The organism is Nocardiopsis exhalans (genome assembly GCF_024134545.1).
GTDB lineage: Bacteria > Actinomycetota > Actinomycetes > Streptosporangiales > Streptosporangiaceae > Nocardiopsis > Nocardiopsis exhalans.
The window spans coordinates 1,918,622-1,943,027 of record NZ_CP099837.1; the positions used below are offsets into that span (position 1 = coordinate 1,918,622).

Genomic DNA, 24,406 nt, shown 5'->3' on the forward strand with positions numbered 1-24,406 from the left:
ACCTGCGGCTCTGTGTTTACCGGTGTCTTCGCGGCTGGCGGCTCAATGGATCAGCTGCTCAGCGGCCGAGCAGGCCAGCCTTCTTCCAGAAGTACCGGCCCAGCCCCGTGATCGCCCCGGCGGTGTCCAGGGTCTTCACGACCTTGCGGGAGAGCTCGGTCTTGCTGTCGATGAAGATCGGGTTGCGGTGCGCCACCCGGTAGGCCTCCTTGGGGTCGAGGCCGACCTGCTCGTAGACCTTCGTGTGGATCAGCCGGGTGGCGGAGTAGTACGTGACCAGGCCCAGGACCAGCCGCGAGTAGGCCTTGTCCACGGGGCCGCGCCTGATCCAGTCGCGGTGGAACTCCTCGCGGGCGTAGCGGATGTGCCGGGCCTCCTCGATCACGTGGATGCGGGAGGTGGAGCGCACGACCGGCTCGATGCTGTCGTCGTCGATCATCTCCCGCTGTAGCTGGTCGAGGATCTCCTCGACGAACAGCGCGCCCGCGAAGATCAGCGGGCCGTGCGCGATCGCCTTGAAGAGGTTGCCCAGCACGTGCGCGACCGGGTCGAGGCGGTAGGCCTTGGAACCCAGCTTCTCGATCGCCTTGGCGAACATGACCGTGTGGCGGCACTCGTCGGCGATCTCGGTGTACGCGTACTGGACATGCAGGGTCGTGGGGTCGTTGTGGTAGGCGTGCCGGACCAGCATCTGCATCAGGATCGTCTCGAACCAGATGCCGGTGGCCATGGTGCTGGCCATTTCCAGGCGGGAGAGCTCCCTGCGCTGGTCCTCGCTGAGCCGGTCCCACAGGTGGGTGCCGTAGATGGACACCCGCTCGGGGCGCATGCCCCACTTGTCCTCCAGCGGGGCGTCCCAGTCGATCTCCACGAGGGGATCGAAGGAGGCCTTCGCGGAGCCGCGCAGGAGGCGCTTGGCGATGTCCTCGCGATCGGTGAGTTTCGGTGTCTGCGCGTTTGCCACGGACATGGGGTACCTCCAGGGGGTGTTCCGTGTCGGAGGCGCGCCGAACGGGCGGTTCGAGTGATGTGACCCCGTTCACTCCGATTCTCCTGAACGTTACAATCTTCGTTGACATCGTTCAACGGCACGGAGGGACGGATTTACTGATGAGTACGGCTCTCCAGGGTCTCTAGGCTGGGTTGTATGGCCGAATACCGCATTGACGAACTCGCCCGGCTCGCCGACACGACGGTGCGCAACGTCCGGGTGTACCAGGACCGAGGTCTCCTCGCCCCGCCTCGACGCCAGGGTCGCGTGGGCATCTACTCCGAAGCACATCTGGCGCGCCTGCGGCTGATCGGCCAGCTACTCCGCCGCGGCTACACCTTCGCCAACATCGGTGAGATGTTCCAGGTGTGGGAGCGCGGCGGCGACCTGTCCGAGGTCCTCGGCTTCGAATCCGCGATCGGGGACGCCTGGAGTGACGAGATCGCCGACTACATCAGCCTCGGCGACCTGAGGGAACTGTTCGGCAAGGGGGTGACCCCGAAGACCATAAAGCGTGCGCTGGACCTCGGTGTGCTCGAACGCGACGGTCTGCGTTTCCGGGTGCCCAGCCCGCGCCTGCTGCACGCCGGTGTGGAGCTGGTCAAGCTCGGGATGACCGTGGGCTCGGTGCTCGACATAGCCGAGAACCTGCGCGACAAGATCGGTCACGTCTCCGAGCACATGATCCGCCTGGTCTCCGACCACATCATCGCCGAGTACACCGCGGGGAGCGTGCTCCAGCCCGAGGACATCGCGAAGATCGCCGAACTCATCCGCCACGTGCGCCCCCTGGCCCAGCAGGCGGTGGACGCGGTCCTGGCCCAGGAGATGGCCAACCACCTCACCAACATCATGGGTGACCACTTCGCCGACGGGATGGAGACCCTGCGGAGTGAGGGCCTGACCAACCAGGACCAGGACGACCCGCACGGCCCCTGAGTCCACAGCCACAGCCACAGCTAAAGCCACACAGCAACACAGAGCCGTGCTCCCCGGCACCCGGCTCGCTCCGACCCCCGACAGCTTCGACCCCCGAAGACTTCGCCCCTCCACACAGCGGCCCCCACCGCTCGAACCCGGACAGACCACGGGCCCGGACACCGCTCAGGTGTCCGGGCCCGCGTGCGGCCCGGTGCGGACCGGAACCGGGTCAGCTCTTGGGCGCCTCGGCGCCGATCTCGGCCGCCTTCTCCTCGATCTGTTCGGCGATCTCCTCGGCCGCCTCCCCGCCGGGGGGCTCCGTGGAGCTCACCACGGACAGCGGCAGCGACTTCGTGAAGCGCAGCTCGGCGAAGGCACCGGTCGGGACGGCCGGGTTGCGCGGGAAGACCGGCTTGGTGCGCCGGTAGTCCTCGCCCTGTGCCGGGCGGGCGTCCTCCTCGCCCTTGTTCGGCCACATCGACATCGCCCGCTCGGCCTGCGCGGTGATGGTCAGGGACGGGTTCACGCCCAGGTTCGCGGTGACAGCCGAACCGTCCACCACGTGCAGCCCGGGGTGCCCGTACAGCCGGTGGTAGGGGTCGATCACGCCGCTCTCGGGGCTGTCGCCGATCGGGCAGCCGCCCAGGAAGTGCGCGGTCATCGGGATGTTGAAGATGTCGCCGACGGTGCCGCCCGGGTAGCCGTCGATCCGCTCGGCCAGCCGGGTGGCCGCCTCCTGCCCCTCGGGGATCCAGGTGGGGTTGGGCTCGCCGTGCCCCTGCCGGGAGGTGAGCTTCTTCCTCCCGCCCAGCAGGCCCCGCTTGACCGAGGTGGTCAGCGAGTTGTCCAGGGACTGCATGACCAGCCCGATGATGATCCGCTCGGACCAGCGGCGGTTGGAGAAGCTGCGCATGAACACGTACGGGTGGCGCGCGGCCAGCCCGAGGAAGCGCAGCCAGCGCGGGATCTTCCCGCCGCCCGGCACCTGGATCGCGGTGAGCAGCCCCATCGCGTTGGAGCCCTTGCCGTAGCGGACCGGCTCGATGTGCGTGTTCGCGTTCGGGTGGATGGACGACGTGATCGCCACGCCCTGGGTGAGGTCCTCGGGCGGCGGCACCTGCTTGCTCATGGCGCCGACCAGAGCTTCGGAGTTGGTTCGGGTCAGGGTGCCCAGCTTTTCGGACAGCCGGGGGAGCATCCCGTTGTCCCGCATCCGGTGCAGCAGGGTCTGGGTGTTGTAGGTCCCGGCCGCGACCACGACCTGGCGCGCGGTGAACGTGCGGGCGTTCGACTTGCGCCTCGGGGCGTCCGTGCGCAGGGTGTCCACCGCGAAACCGCCGCCCTCGGACTCGGGGCGCTCACGCAGCCGCTCGACCGTGGTCAGGGGGTGTACTTCGGCGCCGCCACGCTCCGCGAAGTACAGGTAGTTCTCGGTCAGGGTGTTCTTGGCCCCGTGCCGGCAGCCGGTCATGCACTCGCCGCACTCCTTGCAGGCCTTGCGGTCGGGTCCCGCGCCGCCGAAGTAGGGGTCGCCGACGGACTCGCCGGGGGCGGCCTTGTTGCCGTCGCCGTCCTCCCCGTCGCCGAAGCACACGCCGACGGGGGTGAGGCGGAAGGTGTCACCGACGCCCATGTCCTCGGCCACTGCCTTCAGGTGGACGTCGGAGGGGGTGACGGTGGGGTTGGTGCGCACGCCGAGCATGCGGCGGGCCTGGTCGTAGAAGGGCGACAGCTCCGACTTCCAGTCGGTGATGTGCTGCCACTGCGGGTCCTCGAAGAACGCGTCCATCGGGTGGTAGAGCGTGTTCGCGTAGTTGAGGGAGCCGCCGCCGACCCCCGCGCCAGCGAGGATCATGACGTCGCGCAGCAGGTGGATGCGCTGGATGCCGTACATCCCGGCCTGCGGGGCCCAGAGGAAGTTCTTCACGTCCCAGGACGAGGACGGGAGCGTCTCGGGTGTGAAACGGCGCCCGGCCTCCAGGACGCCGACGCGGTACCCCTTCTCCGTGAGGCGAAGGGCGCTGACCGATCCGCCGAAGCCGGAGCCGATCACCACCACGTCGTAGTCGAAGGCGTCGTCCGGGGCGGCACCGTTCACGCCGCGGTCATCCGGTTGTGCTCTGCCGTCGGCGGGGTCTTCTGTGCGCTGAGGGGACATGGCTTGGGTCTCTCTCCAGGTCGGAAGCGGTTGCCCGTAATGCGCCGGATACGAGTCCGCAACGATGAATGCGCCATCTAGAAATGTGACAACCCATATTGTAATGTTCGTCACTACCGCCGAGTAAGGTGTGTTCCATGTAACACGCGTGGCGTGCTTCGGCGCAAGTTTCGTTCCCCCTCGCCGCTTCCCCCAGCGGCGGAACACTGGAGGTTCACATGCCCAAGGCTCCCGAAGAGGCGCCCGAGGCTACTCAGGACATGCCTGAGCAGCCCGAAGGCAGCGGTGGAACACGCTGGCGCAGATTCGCCCTCGTCGCCGTCCCCGGTTTCGTGGCAGCTGCGGTTCTCGGCGGCATGACCACCCAGGGCCTTCTCGCCGCTTCCTTCGCGGTCTCCGGAGACAGCTTCAAGATGTCCGCGGACTCGCTCGAGGGCAACGGTTTCAGCCAGTACGGCGACGTCGCCAACTCGGTGGACGGCTCAGCCCGCCCCGTCGGCCTGTCCACGATCAACACCGCAGAACTGGACAACCTGTGCATGTCCTCCCTGTGGGACCTGCCCATCGGTGATGCCACCCTCGTCATCAACGCCGGGGCCACCAACCCGGTCCAGGGCAGCAACCTCGTCATCGACATCGAACAGCTCCAGGGCAACGCCGAGTTCAGCGCCATCGAGATCGGCCGTGACGCCAGCACCCTGGACAAGGCGGAGGGCGGCCAGGGTCCCGCGGGTGGTTTCGGACTCCAGTCCGACAGCATCACCGTCTCCGACATGCAGCTGACCACCTGGGCGGTCACCTCCGGTTCCCTGCGCCTGTCCGGACTGAACCTGGCGATCAAGCCCGGCAACCACGAGTGCTTCTGATCCCATGGCCCACGCACTGAACCCGCTTCGCTCGGGATGGGGATGGTTCCGCGACTGGCGACGGACCCGTCCGTTCTGGGGCGGAGTCCTCCTCATCGCGGCCGGCATCGAGCTTCTGGTCGCACCGGCCGCGCAGAGCCTGATCCTGCCGATCGACCTGATCATCTACGCGGGGATCGCCGGGGTGTCCGGTCCGCTCATCGCGTTCCTGCTGATCACGCTCGGCGTGCTGAGCTGGTTCCAGCCCGCCCAGCACGTGTTCTTCGGCCTGGTCGGGGTCATGCTCGCGCTGGTGTCCTTCGTGACCTCCAACTTCGGTGGGTTCGTCATCGGGATGCTGCTCGGAATCGTCGGCGGGTCTCTCGTGTTCGCGTGGGCACCCGACGCCCGGCGGCGCTCTCGCAAGCGCCGCCGGGCTGCGGCCTCCCCCGAGGACGAGGCGCGCGACGGGGTCGATGACGACACCGACGCCGATGCCGCCGACACGGCCAGCGCTGACGCGGACAGCGACACCAGCGGCACCTCCGCCGGGGACACCCCCGGCACCCGCACCGGCACACGTGCCGAAAGACCCGGTGACCACGGCAGCGCGACAGCGGAGACCGAGACCGTCACCGACCCGCAGGGCGGAACCCGGCCCCTGGTCGCGCTCGCCCTGCCACTCGCCGTCGCCGTAGCCGTCGCCTCGGCGCCCGCCCCCAACCTGGGCTGGCCCTGGGACTGGTTCCTCCCCGGGGGCGACGAGGAACAGTCCGAGGAACAGCCCTCCGAGGAACCCTCGGACAAGGCCTCGGAGGAGCCCGGCAGGGGTGACCCCGGAGAGGGTTACCCCGAGGACCCGGACGACGACGAGGACACCGAGGACACCGAGGACGAGACCGACGGCGAGGAGGAGGACGAAGAGGAGGAGCTGGAGGAGGACGAGGACGCCAACCCCGAGGAGTGCCAGCTCAGGATCGGTGACGACGCCGTCACCGAGGACGAGGAAGACTTCCTCGCCGTGGTCCTGGCCTGCCAGGCCGCCCAGGAGGAGGACGAGTACCCGGAGGTCATGGTCGACTCCGACTACGACTGCTTCCGCGGCTCGGTCCGCGACTCCGGCCTCACCGCCGACAGTCTCACCATGTACGGCGCCCGATACCGGGGCGTGGTGGAGTGCCCGACCGCGGACGGCCCTCAGCGTTACATCCGGCTCACCATGAGCCGCGGCGACATCCGCAACGGCGAACTGTGGTTCGACGACCTCGGTACCCGGCGCAGCCTCGGGCTGCCCACCATGAACCTCACCGGTGACGTGGAGATGCACGTGACACGCATGCACGTGCGGCTGCTGGGCATTCCGCTGACCTTCACGCCGGACTTCCCGCCGCCGCTCCTGCTGCCGATCATGTACGTGACCGGTGTGGAGGTGGACAACCCGATGGCCTCCACCGACTCGATGACCATCCCCAACCTCAACGGTCAGTACGGCGGGACCGCCTAGCTCCCCGACAGACCTCGGGGGACCTGTGCCCCGGAGAGCAGCATCGAGAACGGGGGCGCCGCAGCGGCGGCGTCCCCGTTTCCCGTTCCCGTTCCCGAAACCGGATCCGAGCCGAACTGGACCGGGTCCCGGCCGGTTGACCGGGACCCGGCTGCCGCGGGCGATTCAGGGACTCACGGGTTCGACCCCGGCCCTCACCTCACCAGTTCTCCGAAATCAGGCGGCTGGGCTGTCCCACATGCGAGACGTACAGCGCGTCCCGGGCCCGGGTGCAGGCCACGAACAGCAGCGTCCGCTCCTGCTGGTAGGCGTGCTCCAGCGCGACCTGGTCGCCCTCGGCCGCCTCGAGCGCGGCCTTGGGCGGCAGGAGGTGGTCGCTCACCCCGACCAGAGCCACGCAGCGGAACTCCTGCCCCTTCATCCGGTGCATCGTGCCGACCCGCACCGCCGCGGTGTCGCCGGCGCCCTCCAACGGGGTGGTCGGTACGCCGCGGGCCTCCAACTCCTTGGTGACCCCGCGCACCACCCACTGGTTGCGCCCGGCCACCGCGATCTCGCTCGGGTTCACCCCGGCCTCCAGCCACACCCGGACCCACTCGCCCAGCGCGGTGAGCTCCTCGGTCCGGCTCTCGCAGCCGCGCACCACCGGTGCGGGTCCGCGCAGCAGCGAACGGTAACCGGCCAGGGTGTCGGCGTCGTCGTCCATCCCCAGGGCGGCCCGGCGGCCCAGGATCGGCATGCTCCAGTCCAGGATCTCCTGGGTCACCCGGTAGCTGACCCGCAGCCGGTGGCCGCGGCCGCGCACGTTGATGCCGAGCGAGGCCAGCGAGACCCGGTTGTCGGACACCCGCTGGTGCGGGTCGCCCACGATGAACAGGTCGTCGGGGCCCTCCGGGACCGCGGCGCGCAGCATCCGCCACTGCGCCGGGTGCAGGTCCTGGGCCTCGTCCACCACCACGTGCCGGAACAGCGGGCCGGACCGGCCCAGCACCCGGGCGGCCTCACCGGCCAGCTGCGGGTAGGACCACAGTCCTTCCACCCGCATCGCGCCCACGTAGCGCCGCACCGTCTCCCACACCTGCCGCCGGTGCTCGGGCGCCAGGTGCTGGACGCGGCCGCTGCGCTCGCAGCGGATGTAGTCGGGTAGCAGCTCCAGGCCCTTGGCCAGGATCACCTGCTCCCACTCGTCCACCAGGAAGCGGCCGGAGAAGGGCAGGCCATCGGCGAGGGCGACCGCGCGCCAGCGCTGGGCCAGCTCGTCCTTACCGGCCATCCGCGGGGCCGTGCTGGTGTGCGTCTGCACGATGGAGCGGGCCAGGCTGTCGATGGTGGCCACCTTGACCCTGGAGCGGGTGCCGGGGTCGGGCAGCAGCTGGTCCAGACGGTCGGCCAGGGACTGGGCCAGGGCGCGGTTGTAGGTGGTGAGCAGGACGGACTCCCGGGTGTCCCCGGGGTGCGCGGCGGCGTCCAGTTCGGCCAGGTGCGCGGCGCGGTACAGGGCCATCACCGTCTTGCCGGTGCCCGGGCCGCCGGTGATCTGCGCCGAACCGTTGAAGTGCGCCTCGGTGATCCGGTGCTGGTCCGGGTGCAGGGTGATCTGCCACTGGGCGAAGGGCGAGCTGAGCGCTCCGGCGAGCTCGGGCGGGCCGATCGGGGTGAGGTCGACGGGGTCGGTCCCGGCCTCGACGAGGGTGTCGGGCAGGGCTTCTGGGCGCAGGCTGCGGGCGTAGCGCAGGGCCTCGTCGCGCGGGCGCACGGTGAGCAGCCGGTAGGGCGTCTCATGCGCCTCGTCCTGTCCGGCGTCCTCGGTGCCGGGCTCGACGTCGGGGTCGGGGACGATAACGCCGGACCAGTCGGGGGCGATACTGACGACCCGGACCCGGGGGTCGGCGGCGCCCGCGACGGACTCCAGTCCGGGCTGGTCACCGGCCTGGTAGGCGCGCATCACGGCCAGGGTGTCGAGCTGGACGTCGGGCGTGAGGCGGGTGAAGTCGCTGAGAAACGTCGGGGCGATCGCGAGGGCGGACACGTCGTGGATTCCTCCGGTCTTCGACCTGATGGCGGCTCTTTCGGACGGTCGGAGCGGATGGTGTCTGGCGAGGGTGGAGCCGGCGGATGGCTCCGCTCTCACTGGAGACATGCTCGCCGGGGAATTTGGGCAAACGCCGCTCGGAGGGCGATTCTCGGCGATCGCGCGGATCGCCTTGAGGGTCGAGTTTTCGCAGTTCAAAGGATGCTTTGCGGAAGGGTGTTCGAGACTCTCGCAAGGATTTTCGACGGCACTCGCGGAGGGGGGTCGTGACCTGCGGTTCTTCAGTCGCGGTCTATGTCCGCAATGCGGGTTATAGTTCTGGCCGAAACTCGCGTCTCGGGGCAGAGCCGTCCTGTTTCTCCTGGGGGAGTTGGGAGAGGGGAGGGTGTCCTGGCCTGCGGGGTACGGGTGGCCGAAATTCGAGAGTGGGACTGAGGTGGCAGGGGACCGGAAACATGAGGGAACCCCGGGTCTGGTTTCACAGTCTGGCCGGTTTCGGACACGCTCTGTGCAGGAAGGTGTGCGGTGCGACATGGTGTAGCCACCCGGGGGAGGCACGACGCGTGGTTCAGGACTCTGCCGGGGTCCGTCCTACCCCGGCAGAGTCCTCAACCACGTCCTCAACCACCCTAGAGAAGCGGTACCCAGTCCCCGTGCTCTCCAAAGCGGGGAGGCGCGGGCAAACCACGGCGGTCCAGGGCGGGGCCGCGCGAGGTGAGAACCCCGGTGCTGCTGAGGCTCGGAACGCATCCTCTTCGCCGGGTACGACAAACGGGCTCTCTCCGCCGTCGGCGCCGCGAACTCGGGAACCCCCGAACCGGCCCCATGCCCTAACGTTGGTGGTGACCAAACCAGGCGGAAGGAGCGGGACGAGCACGTGGCCCCCGACGACATAAACCACATGCGCATCTCGGACACCGAGCGCGACCATGTGGCCGAGATCCTCCGCGAGGCCGCGGGTGAGGGCAGGCTGGACCTCGACGAACTGGACGAGCGCCTCAGCGCCGTCTACGCCGCCAAGACCTACGCCGATCTGCGGCCCATCGTGGCCGACCTGCCCGCCGGAGCGGCCGGGTTCGGCGGCCCCGCACCCACCGGAGCCACCCTGTCCGGAGGCGGCCAGGGGCTCTCGCCCACGGGCCACCAACCCCTCGTGGGCGGCCAGCCCCTGGTCCTCAAGGGCCAGGGCGGCTCCGTCGCACGCAAGGGGGAGTGGACCGTCCCCCACCGGGTCGAGGCCGACGCGCGATTCGGCTCGACCAAGCTCGACTTCCGCGAGGCCCGCCTGACCACCCCCGTCATCGAGGTCTGGGTGGACGTGTCCTGGGGGTCGGGGGATCTGATCCTGCCCGAGGGAGCCACTGCCGAGATCGACGTCGACGCCTCCTGGTTCGGCAGCATCCGCTCGGACATCGACTCCATCCCGCGCCACGGCACCCCGCACTTCGTCATCACCGGCAAGAGCCAGGGCGGCACGCTCAAGGTCCGGTACAAGAGGTCCGGCGGCTGGAGCGACCTCTTCAGTTAGGGCGGAACAGCGTAAGGGCGGCACCGTGGCTGACCGAGGCCCGTGAGCAGAACCGTGTGCTCCCGCCGTGCGCCATGATGGTGTGGCCGCGCGGCAGGGGCCGCGCGCCGAACGGGGAGGACACTCGGCTGTGGGTATCTGGATCGTGGCGGCCGGAGCGGGCGTGCTCGCCCTCGGACTGTCGCCCTTCGCCTGGACCTACCTGGCCAGCACGGGTCGGCGCGGGAGCGTGGAGACCGTGCCCCACCGGCCCGTCGCGGTGGTGCTCGGCGCCGCCGCCTGGGCCGACGGCCCCTCCCCGCTGCTCGCCCGCCGCCTCGACCTGGCCGTGCGGCTGGTGGAGACCGGGAAGGTCGACCGCGTCCTGGTCTCCGGGGACAACCGGGAGGTCTCCCGCCGCGAGACCGACACCATGACCGACTACCTGGTGGCCCGGGGCGTGCCCGCGGACCGTGTGACGGCGGACCCGTTCGGCTACCGCACCTGGGACACCTGTGTGCGGATCAAGGGGCTCTACGGGGTGGACGCGGCGACCATGGTCACGCAGTCCTTCCACCTTCCCCGCACCGTCTCCCTGGCCCGAGCCGCCGGGATCGACGCCGTGGGTGTGGGCGACCCCAGCCTCGGCGCCCGCCGCCGCTCCACCCTCATCGGTTACGCCCGGGAGGTCGGCGCGGCCGCCAAGGCCCTGAAGGACGCCGTCCTGCGCCCCGAACCCGCCCGCGGCGAGCTCACCGACAAGGACGGCTGAGGGCCCCTGAAGCCCTCCCGAAGGGCTACCGGAACACGGCGGAGAGTTCCCGCGGGGCCGGTGAGAAGCACGACCTCGCCGCGCGATTCGCGCAGAACCCCTGAGCCGGGATAATCGGGCCTATGAACGCGACCACGGGAAACGAAGAAAACGACAACACGGAGAACGTGGAGAGCGCGGAGGCGGTGGACTGGGCCGCTCTGGCCCCCGACGGCGGCGAGCGCATCCCCGAGCTGCTCGCACAGGTCGCGGCCAGTGACAGCGCCCTGTCCGACCTCCACGACATCATCCACTTCCCCGCACCCGGTCACCGGGCCGCCCCCGAGGCCGTGGACCGCCTGGTCGACATCGCGATCGCCGAAGAGACCCCGCCCACCGACCGCTGGCGCCCGCTGAGCCTCCTCCTCGAGCTGGTCAGCGCGCACGCCGAGGACCGCTTCCCGCAAGCCCGGGACCTCGACCAGTGGCGCGACGAGGTGGCCTGGGCCGTCTCCAACGACGCGGAGAAGGTCCGGGCGCAGTACCGCACCTGGATGGAGGAGGCCCCCGACGAGCAGTACTTCCACCGGATGCGCAACCGGCTCGCCGTGCTGGAGGCCGACGACGGCGCCGAGGTCCTGCAGGCCGAGCTGGACACCTACGAGGCCGTCCTGGCCCGGGTCCCCGACCTGGTCACCCTGCTCAAGGGCGATGCCAACCGGAACGGCCTGGACCGCGCGGGGGAGTGGGTCGGCTACCTGCTGGGCTTCCTGCCCGCCGACGCCGAGCGCATCTCCTCCGAGATCACCGGTGCCTCGCAGATGCTGCTCGCCAAGGACCTGCGCCCCAGGCCCAAGGTCCCGTCGGTGCGCGAGTTGGCGGCACGGGGTCTGGACAACAGCGAGCAGGTGCCCGCCGACCCGCTGCCCGCGGAGCTGTTCGCCCTCGGTCTGGTCGCCGACCCCGCGGACGTCGACACCACCGTCGCCCTGACCCACCAGATGGCCAGCGGCAACCTCTACAATTCCTTCGCCGCCTCGGTGGCGCTGGTCCTGATCCACGGCGAGAACACCCCGCGCGAGGGGCTGCGCCGGATCGGCCGCGGCGGCGGGACCTCGGTGGGCTACGAGGGTCTGTTCAACGAGTCGTGGCCGCACTGCGGCAACCGCTCCCCGCAGGTCCTGGGCTTCCTGGCGCTGGGCCGCGCCGGGGACCGCGCCCGCCGGCTGCGCCTGGACATCCTGCCCGGCCTGATCAAGGGCGAGGACGAGTCGCGCGCCCTGGTCACCGGTGCGGCCCTGGAGATCGTCCTGGGCCCCCGCTCCAAGGGCTACACGGCCGAGGAGCACGCCCAGGCCGAGTACGAGGAGGAGACGCTGAAGGTCCTGTGGACCATCGCCGAACTCCCGGCCTCGGCGTGGGAGGACGAGGAGTTCACCGCGACCCTGCGCGCCTGGGCGCTGCCGGACGACATGGAGGAGTTCTGCGCCCTGGTCGGCGTGGAGCCCGAGCCGGAGGCCGAGGAGGCTCCCGAGGCCCCCGCCCCGCAGCAGCCGCAGGCACCCACCAGCCTGTTCGACCGCCTCTTCGGCGGGGGCCGCTGACCCTACGGCTGAACCCCAGACGGACCAGCCAAGGCGAAACCCGCTCCCGGAGCCCCGAACAGGCACGGGCGCGGGTTTCGCCGTCTGTTCAGCCCTTCGGGTCAGCGCGCCTCTTCTCCGGCGTGCGCGGCCAGAGCGTCGTCCACACCGCTCTCGTAGTCGCCCAGGAACCTGGGGTCGGGCTGGAACACCACGGTGCCCAGCGCCCGAACCGACGCCGGGACCTCGCGGGCCCACCCGTAGACGGTGGCGAAAGCGCGTTCGCTCATGCTGGAACCGCCCACCCCGACCGTGTCGATCCCCGCAGCCCGGCACAGGCGCACCGCGCGCGGCAGGTGGAACTCCTGGGTGAGGACCGTGGCCTCCTCCACCCCGAACACCTCCTTGGCGCGGGCGCACGAGTCCCACGTGGAGAACCCGGCGTGGTCACCGACCACCCGGTCCTCCGGGATGCCCGCGTCCACCAGGTAGTCGCGCATGGTGTCGGTCTCGTTGTAGTGCTCGACCCCGTTGTCCCCGGTGACCAGCACCGCCTGGACGCTTCCGGCCTCGTACAGCTCCACCGCCAGGTCCAGGCGCTGGGCCAGCAGATAGCTGGGCAGGCCGTCCGGGCGCACCCCCGCGCCCAGGACGATCGCCACCGGCCGGTCGGGCACCGTCTCGGCGGTGTGGCGCTGGTCGCCGGTGGAGGCCAGCATCCACACGAACGGCACACACGCCAGGATCAGGGCGGACACGGCCAGCAGGGCCAACAGACGGTGCCGTCGCGGCAGCGCCCCGGAGCTGCCCTCCGCGGCGTCGTTCTCGGGTACGCGGTCCTCGGATGCGGGGTCGACGTCGGGATTGTGGGATTCGGAGGTCGTCACATCAGGGGAGACGACCGGAACCCGGCCGGAGTTCCGAGCGATGCCCGGAACCGGTGTCCGGAACTCACGCGCGCATACGGCGGAGCGCGGACATCGCGCTGTCCACGGCCTGCTCGTCGGTCAGCTCCGCGACCCGGTGGGCCTGGTGCCCGCCGTTGAAACCGAGCAGCACCGGCCGGCCGAACGCCTTGTACCCGTTGACCCAGTAGGACCACAGCCCCGGGTCCTCGGGGTCCGACCACTCGATGACGTCGGCGTCGGCCGCCCAGAACACCTCGGGGAACCAGAGCCAGAGTTTGTCGAGCAGGCCCATACCGAGGGTGTCGACGGCCGCCAGCTTCTCCTCGGGCAGCTCGGGGGTGAAGGTCACAGACCCGGACTTGAGCACCCCCAGCGGCAGCGTGACCACACAGTGGTCGCCGGGGACCTCCTCCCCGTCCCGCAGCCGGACCACGGTCCCCTCGGTGTCGTACCCGACCCCGGTCACGACCGCGCCGGTGCGCACGGGCAGACCATCGCGGACCTGTTCCACCAGCCGGTCGTAGCCGTCGGGCAGCAGCAGGTCGCCACCGCGTCCGCCCACGCCCTCCTCGTCGGCGGTGATGGACAGCTGGTGCGGCTCGGCCCCGTACTCCTGCGCGTAGACCATGTTGGCCGCCGAGCGCAGCGCGGGCGAGGGGTCCGGCGGCAGCACCGCCGAGATGGGAGCGGTGTCGGCGTCGGGCCGGTCGTCCATGTCCTTGGTGAGCCGTCCCAGCTCACGCAGCGCCGCCCGGTCCCGCCCGGCGGCGTTGTCGTAGTCGAACGGCAGCGCCCGGCCGCCGGAGCGCCGCAGCACCTTGGTCATCTTGTTGCCCTTGTGCCCGTGGATCCAGGAGGCGCCGAGGTCGGCCGGCATACCGTCCACCCACGTGGTCCAGGCCCGGCCGCCGACCCGCTCCCGCGCCTCCAGTACGGTCACCCGCAGCCCCGCCTTCACGAGCTTGCGGGCACAGGCCAGCCCCGCGAACCCCGCCCCCACCACGGTGACGCTCTGCCCCTCCCGGGCGGTCTCCAGGATCTCCCGGGCGGCCCTGCGCCCGCTCAACAGGGCTCCGGTGGTGGTGGCGGGCGCCTGTGCCGAGGTCGCCTCCCCGGCGAAGTGCACCCGCCCGCCCACCGACTCGGCCAGGTGCGTGCGCACGTGGGCACCGAGCGGGTTCGGCGGCAGGTACGAGTACGAACCGAGGGCGAAGGGGTCCCGCGACCACGAGGTGCGAAGGAAACGGCTGGGCTGGGGGAGCATACGCGCGAAAAACCCTTCTTCCGGTGCGGCTGTCCAAGGTTAGAGTCTGCGCATGCCTGCACAGTCACACAATTCTGCACAGTCACTTGATTCTGCACATTCACACAGCTCCGCACAGTCTCAAAGTTCTGCACGGTCACACGATGACGAACTCTCCCCGCGGCTGCGCGCGATCGCCGACCTCATGCCCGGCGGCATGCGAGAAGGCGCCGGGATGCACGAGTACGACGGCCGGGCCGCCGACCTCTCGCCGAAGGGGGTGAGCGCCGCCCTGGCGAAGCTGGGCGGCCAACCTCTGGCCGACCCCCACGACGAGGCCCACCTCTCCGCCTTCGAGAACGCACTCCGCTACGAGCTGGGCGAACTCCAGTGGCACCGCGCCAACCCGCTCTACCACGCCGGTGAGATGGACCTGTCCGGCTACGACCGCGCGTACGCGCCCGAAGCCGAGCGCGACGCCGCCCGCACCGCACACCTGCGGCTCTGGCCGAGTCTGGCCGACAACGCGATCGCCGCACTGGACCGCCTCTCGGCACCCATCGCGCAGTCCCTCCTCGGCGCGGTCCGGGGGCTGGCCGAAGGCATCCCGGACAGCGTCTCCGAGGACGTGCGCCGCGAGGCCCTGGCAGCCCACGCGCGGCTGCTGGACCACGTCGAGCACGCCGCCGAACACGGCCCGGACAGCGCCGCGCTGGGCACCGAGGCGCTGAGCCGTCTGATGGGTACCGGCGAGGCCGTGGAGGTGGACCTCGACGCCCTGGCCGCACGCGCCGACGCCGAACGGGACCGTTTGCGCGCCAAGCTCGCCGAGGCCACCGAGCGGCTGGCCCCGGGGCGCGACCCGATGGAGTTCAGCCGCGAACTCACCCGACAGCACCCCGACACCGACGGGGTCCTCGGCGCCGCCCGCACCTGGACGCGGATCGCCCTCGACTTCACCGAGGAACGTGGGCTGGCCCCCTACGGCGATGGCGAGTGCCGGGTGGACGTTCCCCCACCCGCGCTGCGCTGGGCCACCGCGATGATGGCCTGGTCCGGGCCCTGGGAGCAGGACAACCCGTCCTTCTACTACATCACCCCGCCCGACTCGGAGCTGTCCGAGACGGAGGCCGCCGAGTGGCTGGAGCAGTTCAGCCACACGACCCTCCCGGCGGTCAGCGTCCACGAGGTCGCGCCCGGCCACTTCTCGCACGGGCGTGCCCTGCGCCGCGCCCCGAGCGAGGTCCGGCGGGCCCTGCACTCCATGACCTTCGCCGAGGGCTGGGCGCACTACGCCGAGGAGATGTGCCTGGAGGAGGGCTTCGGCGCGTACGCGGCCGAGCGGCTCGGGGACCCGGACTGGACCGCCGACCACTTCGAGATCGGCGTGTGGTTGGAGGCGCTCATCCGCGTCACCCGGCTGTCCGTGGCCATCGGCATGCACACCGGCACGATGACCGTGGAGGAGGCGGCGGCCCGCTTCAGCGAGGACACCCCGCTCCAGGGACCGGCGGCCCTCTCCGAGGCCCGGCGCGCCACGTTCGACCCCACCTACGGCCGCTACACCTGGGGAAAGCTGGAGATCATGGCGCTACGCGAACGCGCCAGGGAGCAGTGGGGGAGTGAGTTCTCCCTGCCCCGCTTCCACCGCGCCCTCCTGGAGCTCGGCTCCCCGCCCCTGGGCCTGATCCCCGCCGCCCTGGACACCTGACCCCCGTCCGCGAAACACCAGGCGGCCCCTCTCCCGGGATGATCTTGCTACCAGAAGCCCGGAGCCACTGGAACCCAGGGCGCCGAACTTGCTTCTGGTAGCAAGATCTACTGGTCCACCATGGTGGGTGTCGGGAGGGTTTCGACGGGAGCCGCCCGACAGCGGGGCTGGGGTGACTCAAGCAAGATCTGTCCCACGTGGACCTTGTCGTGACCTGTCCACCAGCGCTCGCAGGCCAAGGCCCTGGCCGCGGGAGTGACCTTATAGAAGCCTGTGCAGCCGATAACTCACAGTAGATCTGTCCCCCGGGCCAGGGCCCTGGTAGTCGTCCCGTTCCTGACCAAGAGGAAGCAGGACACCACCATGGTGACAGTGGGTATCGACCCGCACAAGGACATGCACCAAGCCGTCGCGCTGGCCCAGGACGGCACCCGCCTGGGCAGGGCCAAGAAGGTCCAGACGGGCCCCGAGGCCCTGGGCCAGCTCTTGACCTGGATCCGCGCCCTGGCCGGAAACGGCCCGGTGCTGTGGGCCATCGAGGGCGGCCCCGGGCTGGGCCGGGCCATCGCTGACGCCCTGCTGGGAGCGGGCCAGGAAGTGGTGTGGGTGCCGCCGCGCGCCATGGCCGCCCACCGCAAGCTGAGCGGGCCGGTGGGCGCCAAGTCCGACGTGATCGACGCGGTGGCCATCGCGCGTGCGGCCCTGGCCACCCTGACCTGGCCCGCCACCGGATCGACCCGCAGGTGCGGCAGGTGCGTGCGCTGGTGGGCCTGCGCCAGAATCTGACCGATCAGCGTGTGGCCCTGACCAACCGGGTGCTGGCGGCGGTGCACATCGAGTTGGACCACCGCCTGGGCAAGGGGGCGTTGAAAACCCGGGCCAAGGTGGGTCGGGTGCGTGCTCTGGTGGAGGGGCCGAGCTGGACGAGGTGGCGCGGTGGGTGCTGCTGGAGCAGCTGGAGGAGATCCACACCCTGTTCGTGCGTGTTGTTGAGGTGGAGCGGCGTCTCAAGGAGCTGGTGGAGCCGTTGGCGCCGAACTTGTTGGGGATTCGTGGTGTGGGTGTGGTCTGGGCTGCGGTGTTGCTCTCGCAGGTGGGGGATGTGTCGCGGTTTGCGACCTCGGCGAAGATGGCGCGGTGGGCGGGGAGCGCGCCGATTCCGGTGTTTTCCTCGGGGCGGGATCGGCATCGGTTGCACCGGGGTGGGAACCGGCAGGTGAACCGGGCGTTGCACTCGATCGGGGTGGTTCAGGTCCGGTTGGGTGAGCCGGCTCGGGAGTTCGTGCGTTCCCGGGAGGAGGCCAAGGGCACCAAGGGTGCGTATCGGGCTTTGAAGCGGCATTTGGCGGATGTGGTGTATCGGGCGATGGTCGCTGATCAAGTGGTGAGAGGGCGGGCTGAGGTCTCTCTTCAGCCCGCCACTTGACATAGAAGCGTCACGGGGAATATGGGGGGAGCCACCCCCATCAACGATCTAGGTGTGCTCAACCTCTGTGGTCAGCATGCCTGGGGCCCCGGGGCCTGCTGGCCCGGCAGGCCCAGCTCGGTCAGGGCCGCGCGCACCCGGCCGCGGCCCTTCTCCAGAGCCCGCGCCGCCGTGGCCGCGTCCACCTCGGCCAGCAGCGACACCAGCGCCGTCCGGGTGTCGCCTTCGGCCGCCGTCAACGCCTCGGCGCACGTCTGCTCGTCCAGGCCGGTGGCCTCCACCAGGATGGTCACCACGCGCCCGCGAAGCTTGCCGTTGGTGGCGTCCACACCCACCATCAGGTTCGAGTAGGTCCGCCCCATCCGCACCATCACCGCGGTCGAGAACGCGTTGAGCAGGAGCTTCTGCGCGGTGCCCGCCTTCATCCGGGTGGACCCGGCGATCACCTCGGCTCCGGTGGACACACCCACGTGCACGTCGGCGCCCCCGGCCAGCGGGGCGTCAGGGTTCGCGCTGATCAACACCGTGGCGGCCGACCGCTTACGGGCCGCCTCCAGCGCACCGCCCACGTAGGGGGTCCGCCCGCTGGCCGCCAGGCCGACCACCAGCGAACCGGGGGCCACTCCGGACGCGTCGATCCGACCGGACTCCCAGTCGTCCTCGATCCCCTCCACGGCGCGCACCAGCGCCTCGCCGCCGCCCGCGTGGTGGGCCACCACCCACTCCGCGGGCACTCCGTAGGTCGGCGGCAGTTCCGCGGCGTCCTGCGCGGCGATCCGCCCCGAGGTCCCCGCCCCGAAGTAGTGGATGGCCGCGCCCTTCTCCAGCGCCGCCACCCCCAGCTCCACCGCGCGGGCCAGTTCCGGCAGCACCGCGCCCACAGCCGCCGCGACGGTGGTGTCCTCGGCGTTGATCTGCCGCAGGATGTCCAGCGCCGGGAGCATGTCGATGTCGTAGGTACCCGAGTTACGGGCCTCGGTGGGCGCCCGCACGATCACGGCGTCAGTGCTACCGGACCCGCTACCCGCTCCTCGGCCCGGCCCGCTGCCGGGCCCCCGTCCGTCCGGTCCCCGGTCCTGCGGGTTCTGTTCCGTGCCGCCCTGCACTGCGCTCTCCTGTTCGGTCCGCACCCGTGCTTGTCCTTCCATCCGGCCGCGCCGGGCCGCGCCCGGAAGGGCCGAACCACGGAACCGACGCGGATAGCGGGTCAGTCGTCGTTTCCGGTGGCGCCGTCGTTGTCGGTGGCGGGTGAACCGCCCCGCCGACGTCTGCGGTCGTCGCTGAGCCGCAGCCCCCGCACCGCCTCGTAGGTGGTCTCCAAAGCGCTCATGCTGTCCGTGTACCGGATCTGCGCGAGCCCCACGAACAGGCAGTCCACCACAGTCAGCTGGGCCAGCCGGGAGGCCGTGGCACCCGAGCGGAACAGGGTCTCCCGCGCCGCCGTGGTGAGCACGTGGTCGGCGAAACCGATGGGGGACCGGGGGAAGTTGGTGATCGCCACCGTCCGCGCGCCCCTGCGGCCCGCCTCGGACAGCGCCTGCACGGTGTCGATGGTGGTGCCGCTGTGCGAGATCCCGATCGCCACGTCACCCTCCTCCAGCAGGGCCGCGCTGGTCAGCATCACGTGCGCGTCCGACCACGCGAACGATGTCAGCCCGATCCGGTGCAGCTTCTGCTGGAGGTCGGCGCCGACGAACGCGCTCGCGCCCACCCCGTACACGTCGATCCGCCGCGCGTTCGACATCGTGTCGATGACCGAGCGCAGGACCTCCACGTCCATGGCCGCACCGGTCTCCTCCACCGCGCGGGCGTCGGTGTAGGCGATCTTCTGGACGACGGTGATGAGGGTGTCGTCGGGGTTGATGTCGCTGGCCAGCTCCGCGGAGTCGGCGCGCGCCCCCCGCGCCTGTCCGGCCTCGGTGGCCAGGGCCAGCCGCAGCTCGCGGTAGCCGCTGAAGTCGATGGTGCGGCAGAACCGGATGACGGTGGCCTCGGAGGTCGCACAGTCCTTGGCGAGTTGCGTGATGGAGGAGGCCGCGGCGCGTTCGGGGTCGTCCACGACCCGTTGGGCCACCCGCTGTTCGGCGGGGGCCAGGGAAGGGAGCAGTGACCTGATCCGGAGGACCGTCGTCGGGACCGGTGACGAGGAAACGTCACCCCGGTTCGCACGGTCACCAGACGACTTCGGAATTTGCGCCATGGAGGAAAGTTTCTTTCGGTCGTGGTGCTGAGTCAACGCACTGACGGGAAAAACCGGGAGATTCAAGGATTTCAAGGGACGGCCCGTGCGGCAAGTGGCCCTGTTCTGATTGCGTGATCCCAGCTCAGGCGGCACCCTGGGAGGGAGGCGGCACGTCGGCACCCGAACACATCCGTGTCGGCCTCACAGGGGGGATGAATCCGTGTCGCTGCTCGACCCGCCGGGAACACGGGACGAGGCGACCGTAGAACCCGAACCCGCCGAACCCGCTCGGCTGGAACCCGCTTCCCAGGGACTCTACGTCAGTCTCCTGGGCCGCTTCGGGGTCCAGGTCGACGGTGTCTCGCTGAGCCTGCGCGGGGACCGCCGCCGCGCCCTCCTGGCCACCCTGTTGCTCAACGCCGGCCGGGTCGTGCCCACCGACGACCTCATCGCCCGCGTCTGGGACACCCCGGGCCAGGCCGCCCGGGGCGCACTCCAGGTCCACATCGCCCGGGCCCGCGCCCTCTTCGAACAGCACCTGGGCGCTCCGCTCATCCAGGGCGCCGACGGCGGCTACCGGATCGACCTGGACCAGCACCGTTCCGATCTCCTGCTCTTCCGTGCCCTGACCGGCCGGGCGGAGCTGGCCGCCGCCCGCGGGGAGACCGAAACCCACGCCGACCTCCTCTCCCACGCCCTGCGCCTGTGGCGCGGCCCGGTCCTGGCCGACGTCGCCGCGCCGCTGCTGCACACACAGGACGTGCCGCGCCTGAACGAGGAGCTCCTTCGGGTGGCCGAACGGGGGTTCGACGCCGCCCTGGCCCGGGGCGAGCACGAACGCGTCGCCGCCAGCATCGGCCCCATCACGGCCGACCACCCCGAACGCGAACCCCTCATCCGGGTCCAGATGATCGCCCTCTACCGGGCCGGACGCCAGAGCGAGGCCCTGCGGGTCTACGCCAGGGCACGCTCCGTGCTCGCCGAACGCCTGGGCGCCGACCCCGGCCGCGAACTCCAGGAGACCTTCCACGGAATCCTGCGCGGTGACCTCGACTCCAGGCTCGGTCTGCGCTCCCGAGCGGAGGGCGTCGTCTGGCCCGGGTCGGCCCTGCGGAGTGCCGCCCCGCCGGTAGCCCTCCGCTCGACAACCCCGGAACCGGGAACCCCCGATCCGGGAACCACCGGTTCAGGAGCGGCTGTGCCCCGTCAGCGCGCCCATCCCGACACCAGGCCCTGCGCCGCCCGGCGCGGACCCGAACCCGCCAGCGGGCCCACTACCGGTTCCGCCAGCTGCCTCATCCCGGCCGAACTCCCCGCGGCCCCCCGCACCCTGGTCGGCCGCGCCGACACCCTGGCCGAGATCGACCGCCTCGTGGACCCCTGTTCCCCCGTGCCCGGCAGCGTCCTGGTCCGGGGCCCGGCCGGGGCGGGCAGCAGTGCCCTGGCCGTGCGCTGGGCGCACTCGGTGGCCACCCACTTCCCCGACGGCCAGCTCTACGTCAACCTGCGCGGCCCCGACGGTGGCCCCCTCCACCCCGCGGACGTCCTGGGCCGCCTCGTCCGCTCCCTGTCCGCGGGGACGGCCAACCCCGGAAACCCTGGCTCCGCGGACCCGGACCGCGGGGTCACCGAACCCGACGAGGCCGCCGCCCGGGTGCGCTCCCTGATGTCGGGGCGCCGGGTGCTGCTCGTGCTCGACAACGCCGCCACCGCCCACCAGGTACGGCCCCTGCTCCCGGGTACCCCGGGGAGCTCAGCGGTGGTGGCCAGCCGTCACTGGCTGACCGACCTGCTGATCCGGGACGGGCTGCGGGCCGTTCCGGTGGACGCCCTGCCGCAGGAACACGCGGTCGCCCTGTTGCGCTCCCTGCTGGGATCCGGCCGCTGCCCAGCACACACGCTGCGGCGGATCGCCGAGCTGGCCGGTGGCTTTCCCCTGGCGCTGCGGATGGCGGTGGCCTGGTTGGACGCCCACCCGGAGCACCCCGCCGCGGAGCTGGTCCGGCTGGTGGAACGGGCGGACCCGGCGCACGGCGTCTCGCCCACGGCCCGGATGGCCGCCGTGCTGCGCGCCGGGCCCTTGGGGTCGGGCACGGCCGCGGGGAAGTACCGACCGGGCTCCGAACCCCGCTCCTGAGTCTTCGCGGTCGGTCTTACGGGCGGCTTTCAGGCAGAGAAAATTCTCAGCCCGGGAAAGCGGAGTCACAGCAGTCACATCAGCCACAACAGCGCTCACAAGGGGTTTTCGAAAAGTCCGGGTTCCGGCCAGCCCAATGGAGAGTTGTGAGATCGGCCAGATCTGCCCCAGGGGGTGCTCAGCGGTCTCATGAGTCGCTAGTGTCAGCTCCATGACGCAGAACAACGATCCCAACCTCGACCCGGACCCGGCGGGAACCACGCAGCACTTCCGCCGGTTCGTCGACGACAACCCCGAGCCCGAGGAGGCTCCGCGCCGCCCGATCCTGCCGCTGGTGCTGGCGGGCGTGGGTGTCGTCCTGACCATCGGCATCATCATCGCCCTGGTCATGGCCTTCTCCTAAACCGGAGCAGGCCGCCCGGACCGCGCCCGTCAGGTTCGAAAGAGCCCGAGGGGCGAGGGCCGCGATGTGACGGGGCCGACCCCCGGTCGACCCCGAAACCGGTTCGCGACCACCTCACGGTCCTGCTAGAGTTAACTCCGTTGCCGCAGAGAGCCGCAGGGCTCACAGCGAGAACAGGCGTCATTAGCTCAGTTGGTTAGAGCAGCTGACTCTTAATCAGCGGGTCCGGGGTTCGAGTCCCTGATGACGCACAGCAGTACGACGGCCCCGGTCGGAGGACATCACGTCCACCGACCGGGGTCGTTCTCGTATGCCCGGGCTGCGCCCCGGGGCCGGGGCCTCCGGGGCGCGTCGGAGAACACCGCCCGGAGCGGTGCCCGGAGCCCCGCCCGAGGGCGCTGTCCGGGCAACTGCTTCCCCGTCTGAGCCCCGCTCATGCGGGCGTCCTGCGTGGCGTGGCGCACATCGGGCCCTTCCTGGCTCGGAGGGCTCAAAAGTTCCGGTAGAGTTAACTCCGTTGCCGCAGAGAGCCGCAGGGCTCACAGTGAAAACAAGCGCCATTAGCTCAGTTGGTCAGAGCAGCTGACTCTTAATCAGCGGGTCCGGGGTTCGAGTCCCTGATGGCGCACAGCAGTACGACGGCCCCGGTCGGAGGACATCGCGTCCACCGACCGGGGCCGTTCCCGTTGCACCACCTGCCTTCGCCGCCCTCACCGCCCCCGCACGGCGCGGTATCCCCCCGAATCCCGTTGACACCGCGTACCAGCTGGTGAATTCTTTTCCTGCCCGCCACCCCGACCGGCGGGCCCCTTCACGAAGAATCCGGAGCTCCTCCATGTCCTCCCCCACCCCTGCCCTCCTTTCCCCTGCCCTGCGTAACACCTCCCTCGCCCTCCTCGCCGCCGGTGCGGCCGTGAGCCTCTCCGCCTGCGGCCTGGTCAACGCCCTCCTCGGGACCGGCAACGCCATGGACGTCGAGGTCGGGGACTGCTTCAACGAGGAGGAGATGTTCGCCGTTCCCGGCGGTGAGAACGAGGAGGTCAGCGACATCCCGCTGATCGACTGCGCCGAGCCGCACAACGCCGAGTTCTTCTACGCCGAGGACCTGCCCGACGGAGACTTCCCGGGCGACACCTCCGTGTCGAAGCTGGCGGAGGAGATCTGCGAAGGAAGCGCCTTCGACGATTTCCTCGGTGAGAACGTCACCGAGTCCGACATCTTCATCGGCAGTCTCCAGCCGACCGTCGAGACCTGGGACCTTCTCGGCGACCGCGAGATCCTCTGCTACGCCGTGGTGGACGGTGATCCGGTCACCGGCAGCCTCGGAGTTGCCAACCCCTGACCCGTTCGACCCTCCCTGATCCGTTCGAACCGGCTTCGGCCCTGCCGGGGCCGGTTCGCGAACCGGGCGAAACCTTCTGCTGTCCGGACGCGTCTGGATAAGTAACGCCGATTCACTCTTCCGGGTCGGTGGGAGACCAACGATCCAGTGGAGCCGTCATGTTGTCCGAAGCGCGTCACCCCCTGCTCGGCCGTATCGCCCTGGCGACTGCGGCCGCCGGTGCCGCACTGTCCCTCTCGGCGTGCGGACTGCCCCTGCTTCCCCCCGCCTTCACCGACAGTGCTGAGGACCCCGGCCCCGCGGCCGAGCCCACGGAGACCGCGGAGCCGGTCGAGGTGGAGGAGCCCGAGCCCTTCGAGACCGAGGAGCCGCTCGAGGTGGAACCCGAGGACCAGGACGTGATGATCCTGGCCGTCGGCGACTGCCTCAACGAGTGGACCACCGACTACGACGACACGGTCAGCAGCGTCCCCATCGTGGACTGCGACGAGCCGCACGACTTCGAGGTCTACTACGAGGGCGTGGTCGACGAGAGCGGTGCCTACCCGGGCGAGGACGAACTCTCCGACATGGTCGACGAGGGCTGTATCGACGCCTTCGAGGACTTCGTCGGCTCCCCGTACGCGACCTCGGCCCTCTACCAGACCTCGCTGTGGCCCACCGAGGAGGGTTGGGAGCAGGGCAGCCGCGACTACCTGTGCCTGGTCGGGCACATGGACGGCAGCCAGTCCACCGGCAGCCTGGAGGACTCGCAGCTGTAGC

Annotated in this window: 20 protein-coding genes and 2 tRNA genes; 15 read left to right on the top strand and 7 right to left on the bottom strand. The window is 70.5% G+C overall.

Going from position 1 to position 24,406, the window contains the following annotated elements:
• Positions 1-58 precede the first annotated feature (58 nt).
• Entirely contained in the window at positions 59-970 is a 912-nt protein-coding gene (locus tag NE857_RS08590; protein WP_184370752.1) for an AurF N-oxygenase family protein, read from the bottom strand.
• 177 nt (positions 971-1,147) lie between these two features.
• Between NE857_RS08590 and NE857_RS08595 the strand changes: the two genes are divergently transcribed.
• Entirely contained in the window at positions 1,148-1,930 is a 783-nt protein-coding gene (locus NE857_RS08595) for a MerR family transcriptional regulator (protein WP_254420495.1), read from the top strand.
• A gap of 211 nt (positions 1,931-2,141) precedes the next feature.
• Here the strand turns inward: NE857_RS08595 and NE857_RS08600 are convergent, their stop codons facing one another.
• A complete protein-coding gene (locus tag NE857_RS08600) occupies positions 2,142-4,070 on the bottom strand; it encodes a GMC oxidoreductase (protein ID WP_254420496.1) in 1,929 nt (642 codons plus the stop codon).
• Positions 4,071-4,288: 218 nt separating this feature from the next.
• Between NE857_RS08600 and NE857_RS08605 the strand changes: the two genes are divergently transcribed.
• A complete protein-coding gene (locus NE857_RS08605; RefSeq protein ID WP_017581935.1) occupies positions 4,289-4,936 on the top strand; it encodes a DUF6230 family protein in 648 nt (215 codons plus the stop codon).
• Between the two features lie 4 nt (positions 4,937-4,940).
• Positions 4,941-6,419, top strand: coding sequence for a DUF6114 domain-containing protein (locus tag NE857_RS08610; protein ID WP_254420497.1), 1,479 nt, complete (start codon positions 4,941-4,943; stop codon positions 6,417-6,419).
• Positions 6,420-6,618: 199 nt separating this feature from the next.
• Here NE857_RS08610 and NE857_RS08615 read toward each other — a convergent pair whose 3' ends face one another.
• Complete coding sequence (locus tag NE857_RS08615) at positions 6,619-8,448, bottom strand: UvrD-helicase domain-containing protein (protein ID WP_254420498.1); 1,830 nt, start codon at positions 8,446-8,448, stop codon at positions 6,619-6,621.
• Between the two features lie 880 nt (positions 8,449-9,328).
• Here NE857_RS08615 and NE857_RS08620 point away from each other — a divergent pair.
• The 3 genes from NE857_RS08620 to NE857_RS08630 all read left to right on the top strand — a co-directional run bounded on the left by NE857_RS08620 (position 9,329) and on the right by NE857_RS08630 (position 12,313).
• Entirely contained in the window at positions 9,329-9,979 is a 651-nt protein-coding gene (locus NE857_RS08620) for a DUF1707 SHOCT-like domain-containing protein (RefSeq protein ID WP_254420499.1), read from the top strand.
• Between the two features lie 130 nt (positions 9,980-10,109).
• Positions 10,110-10,730 (top strand): SanA/YdcF family protein, encoded by a 621-nt coding sequence (locus NE857_RS08625; RefSeq protein ID WP_254420500.1) that lies wholly within the window; start codon positions 10,110-10,112, stop codon positions 10,728-10,730.
• A gap of 122 nt (positions 10,731-10,852) precedes the next feature.
• Positions 10,853-12,313 carry a hypothetical protein gene (locus NE857_RS08630; RefSeq protein ID WP_254420501.1) on the top strand — a complete coding sequence of 487 codons (1,461 nt, stop codon included), beginning with the start codon at positions 10,853-10,855 and terminating at the stop codon, positions 12,311-12,313.
• A 101-nt stretch (positions 12,314-12,414) separates the two neighbouring features.
• Here NE857_RS08630 and NE857_RS08635 read toward each other — a convergent pair whose 3' ends face one another.
• Positions 12,415-13,179, bottom strand: a complete 765-nt coding sequence (locus NE857_RS08635; RefSeq protein ID WP_254420502.1) for a SanA/YdcF family protein — start codon at positions 13,177-13,179, stop codon at positions 12,415-12,417.
• A gap of 64 nt (positions 13,180-13,243) precedes the next feature.
• Positions 13,244-14,464: a flavin monoamine oxidase family protein gene (locus tag NE857_RS08640; RefSeq protein WP_254420503.1), complete on the bottom strand. Its 1,221-nt coding sequence runs from the start codon at positions 14,462-14,464 to the stop codon at positions 13,244-13,246.
• Positions 14,465-14,660: 196 nt separating this feature from the next.
• Here NE857_RS08640 and NE857_RS08645 point away from each other — a divergent pair, with 196 nt between their 5' ends.
• The 3 genes from NE857_RS08645 (at position 14,661) to NE857_RS08655 (ending at position 17,580) form a co-directional block, all read left to right on the top strand.
• On the top strand, positions 14,661-16,154 hold the full coding sequence (locus tag NE857_RS08645) for a DUF885 family protein (RefSeq protein ID WP_425572202.1): 1,494 nt from the start codon (positions 14,661-14,663) through the stop codon (positions 16,152-16,154).
• A gap of 363 nt (positions 16,155-16,517) precedes the next feature.
• Entirely contained in the window at positions 16,518-16,940 is a 423-nt protein-coding gene (locus NE857_RS08650; protein WP_254418180.1) for an IS110 family transposase, read from the top strand.
• Positions 16,941-17,094: 154 nt separating this feature from the next.
• A complete protein-coding gene (locus NE857_RS08655) occupies positions 17,095-17,580 on the top strand; it encodes a transposase (protein ID WP_254420505.1) in 486 nt (161 codons plus the stop codon).
• A gap of 71 nt (positions 17,581-17,651) precedes the next feature.
• On the opposite strand, the gene NE857_RS08660 is transcribed toward NE857_RS08655, so the two are convergent.
• Positions 17,652-18,710: an N-acetylmuramic acid 6-phosphate etherase gene (locus tag NE857_RS08660; protein WP_254420506.1), complete on the bottom strand. Its 1,059-nt coding sequence runs from the start codon at positions 18,708-18,710 to the stop codon at positions 17,652-17,654.
• 77 nt (positions 18,711-18,787) lie between these two features.
• Positions 18,788-19,780, bottom strand: coding sequence for a MurR/RpiR family transcriptional regulator (locus NE857_RS08665; protein WP_254420507.1), 993 nt, complete (start codon positions 19,778-19,780; stop codon positions 18,788-18,790).
• 202 nt (positions 19,781-19,982) lie between these two features.
• On the opposite strand from NE857_RS08665, the gene NE857_RS08670 reads away from it, so the two are divergent.
• From NE857_RS08670 to NE857_RS08695, 6 genes are all read left to right on the top strand, one after another.
• On the top strand, positions 19,983-21,899 hold the full coding sequence (locus NE857_RS08670) for an AfsR/SARP family transcriptional regulator (RefSeq protein ID WP_254420508.1): 1,917 nt from the start codon (positions 19,983-19,985) through the stop codon (positions 21,897-21,899).
• Positions 21,900-22,110: 211 nt separating this feature from the next.
• A complete protein-coding gene (locus tag NE857_RS08675) occupies positions 22,111-22,302 on the top strand; it encodes a hypothetical protein (RefSeq protein WP_017581955.1) in 192 nt (63 codons plus the stop codon).
• A 177-nt stretch (positions 22,303-22,479) separates the two neighbouring features.
• Positions 22,480-22,553 (top strand) — tRNA-Lys (locus NE857_RS08680).
• A gap of 303 nt (positions 22,554-22,856) precedes the next feature.
• A tRNA-Lys gene (locus NE857_RS08685) sits at positions 22,857-22,930 on the top strand.
• Positions 22,931-23,137: 207 nt separating this feature from the next.
• On the top strand, positions 23,138-23,644 hold the full coding sequence (locus NE857_RS08690) for a septum formation family protein (protein WP_254420509.1): 507 nt from the start codon (positions 23,138-23,140) through the stop codon (positions 23,642-23,644).
• Between the two features lie 158 nt (positions 23,645-23,802).
• Positions 23,803-24,405 carry a septum formation family protein gene (locus tag NE857_RS08695; RefSeq protein WP_254420510.1) on the top strand — a complete coding sequence of 201 codons (603 nt, stop codon included), beginning with the start codon at positions 23,803-23,805 and terminating at the stop codon, positions 24,403-24,405.
• The last annotated feature ends 1 nt before the right edge of the window (position 24,406 follow it).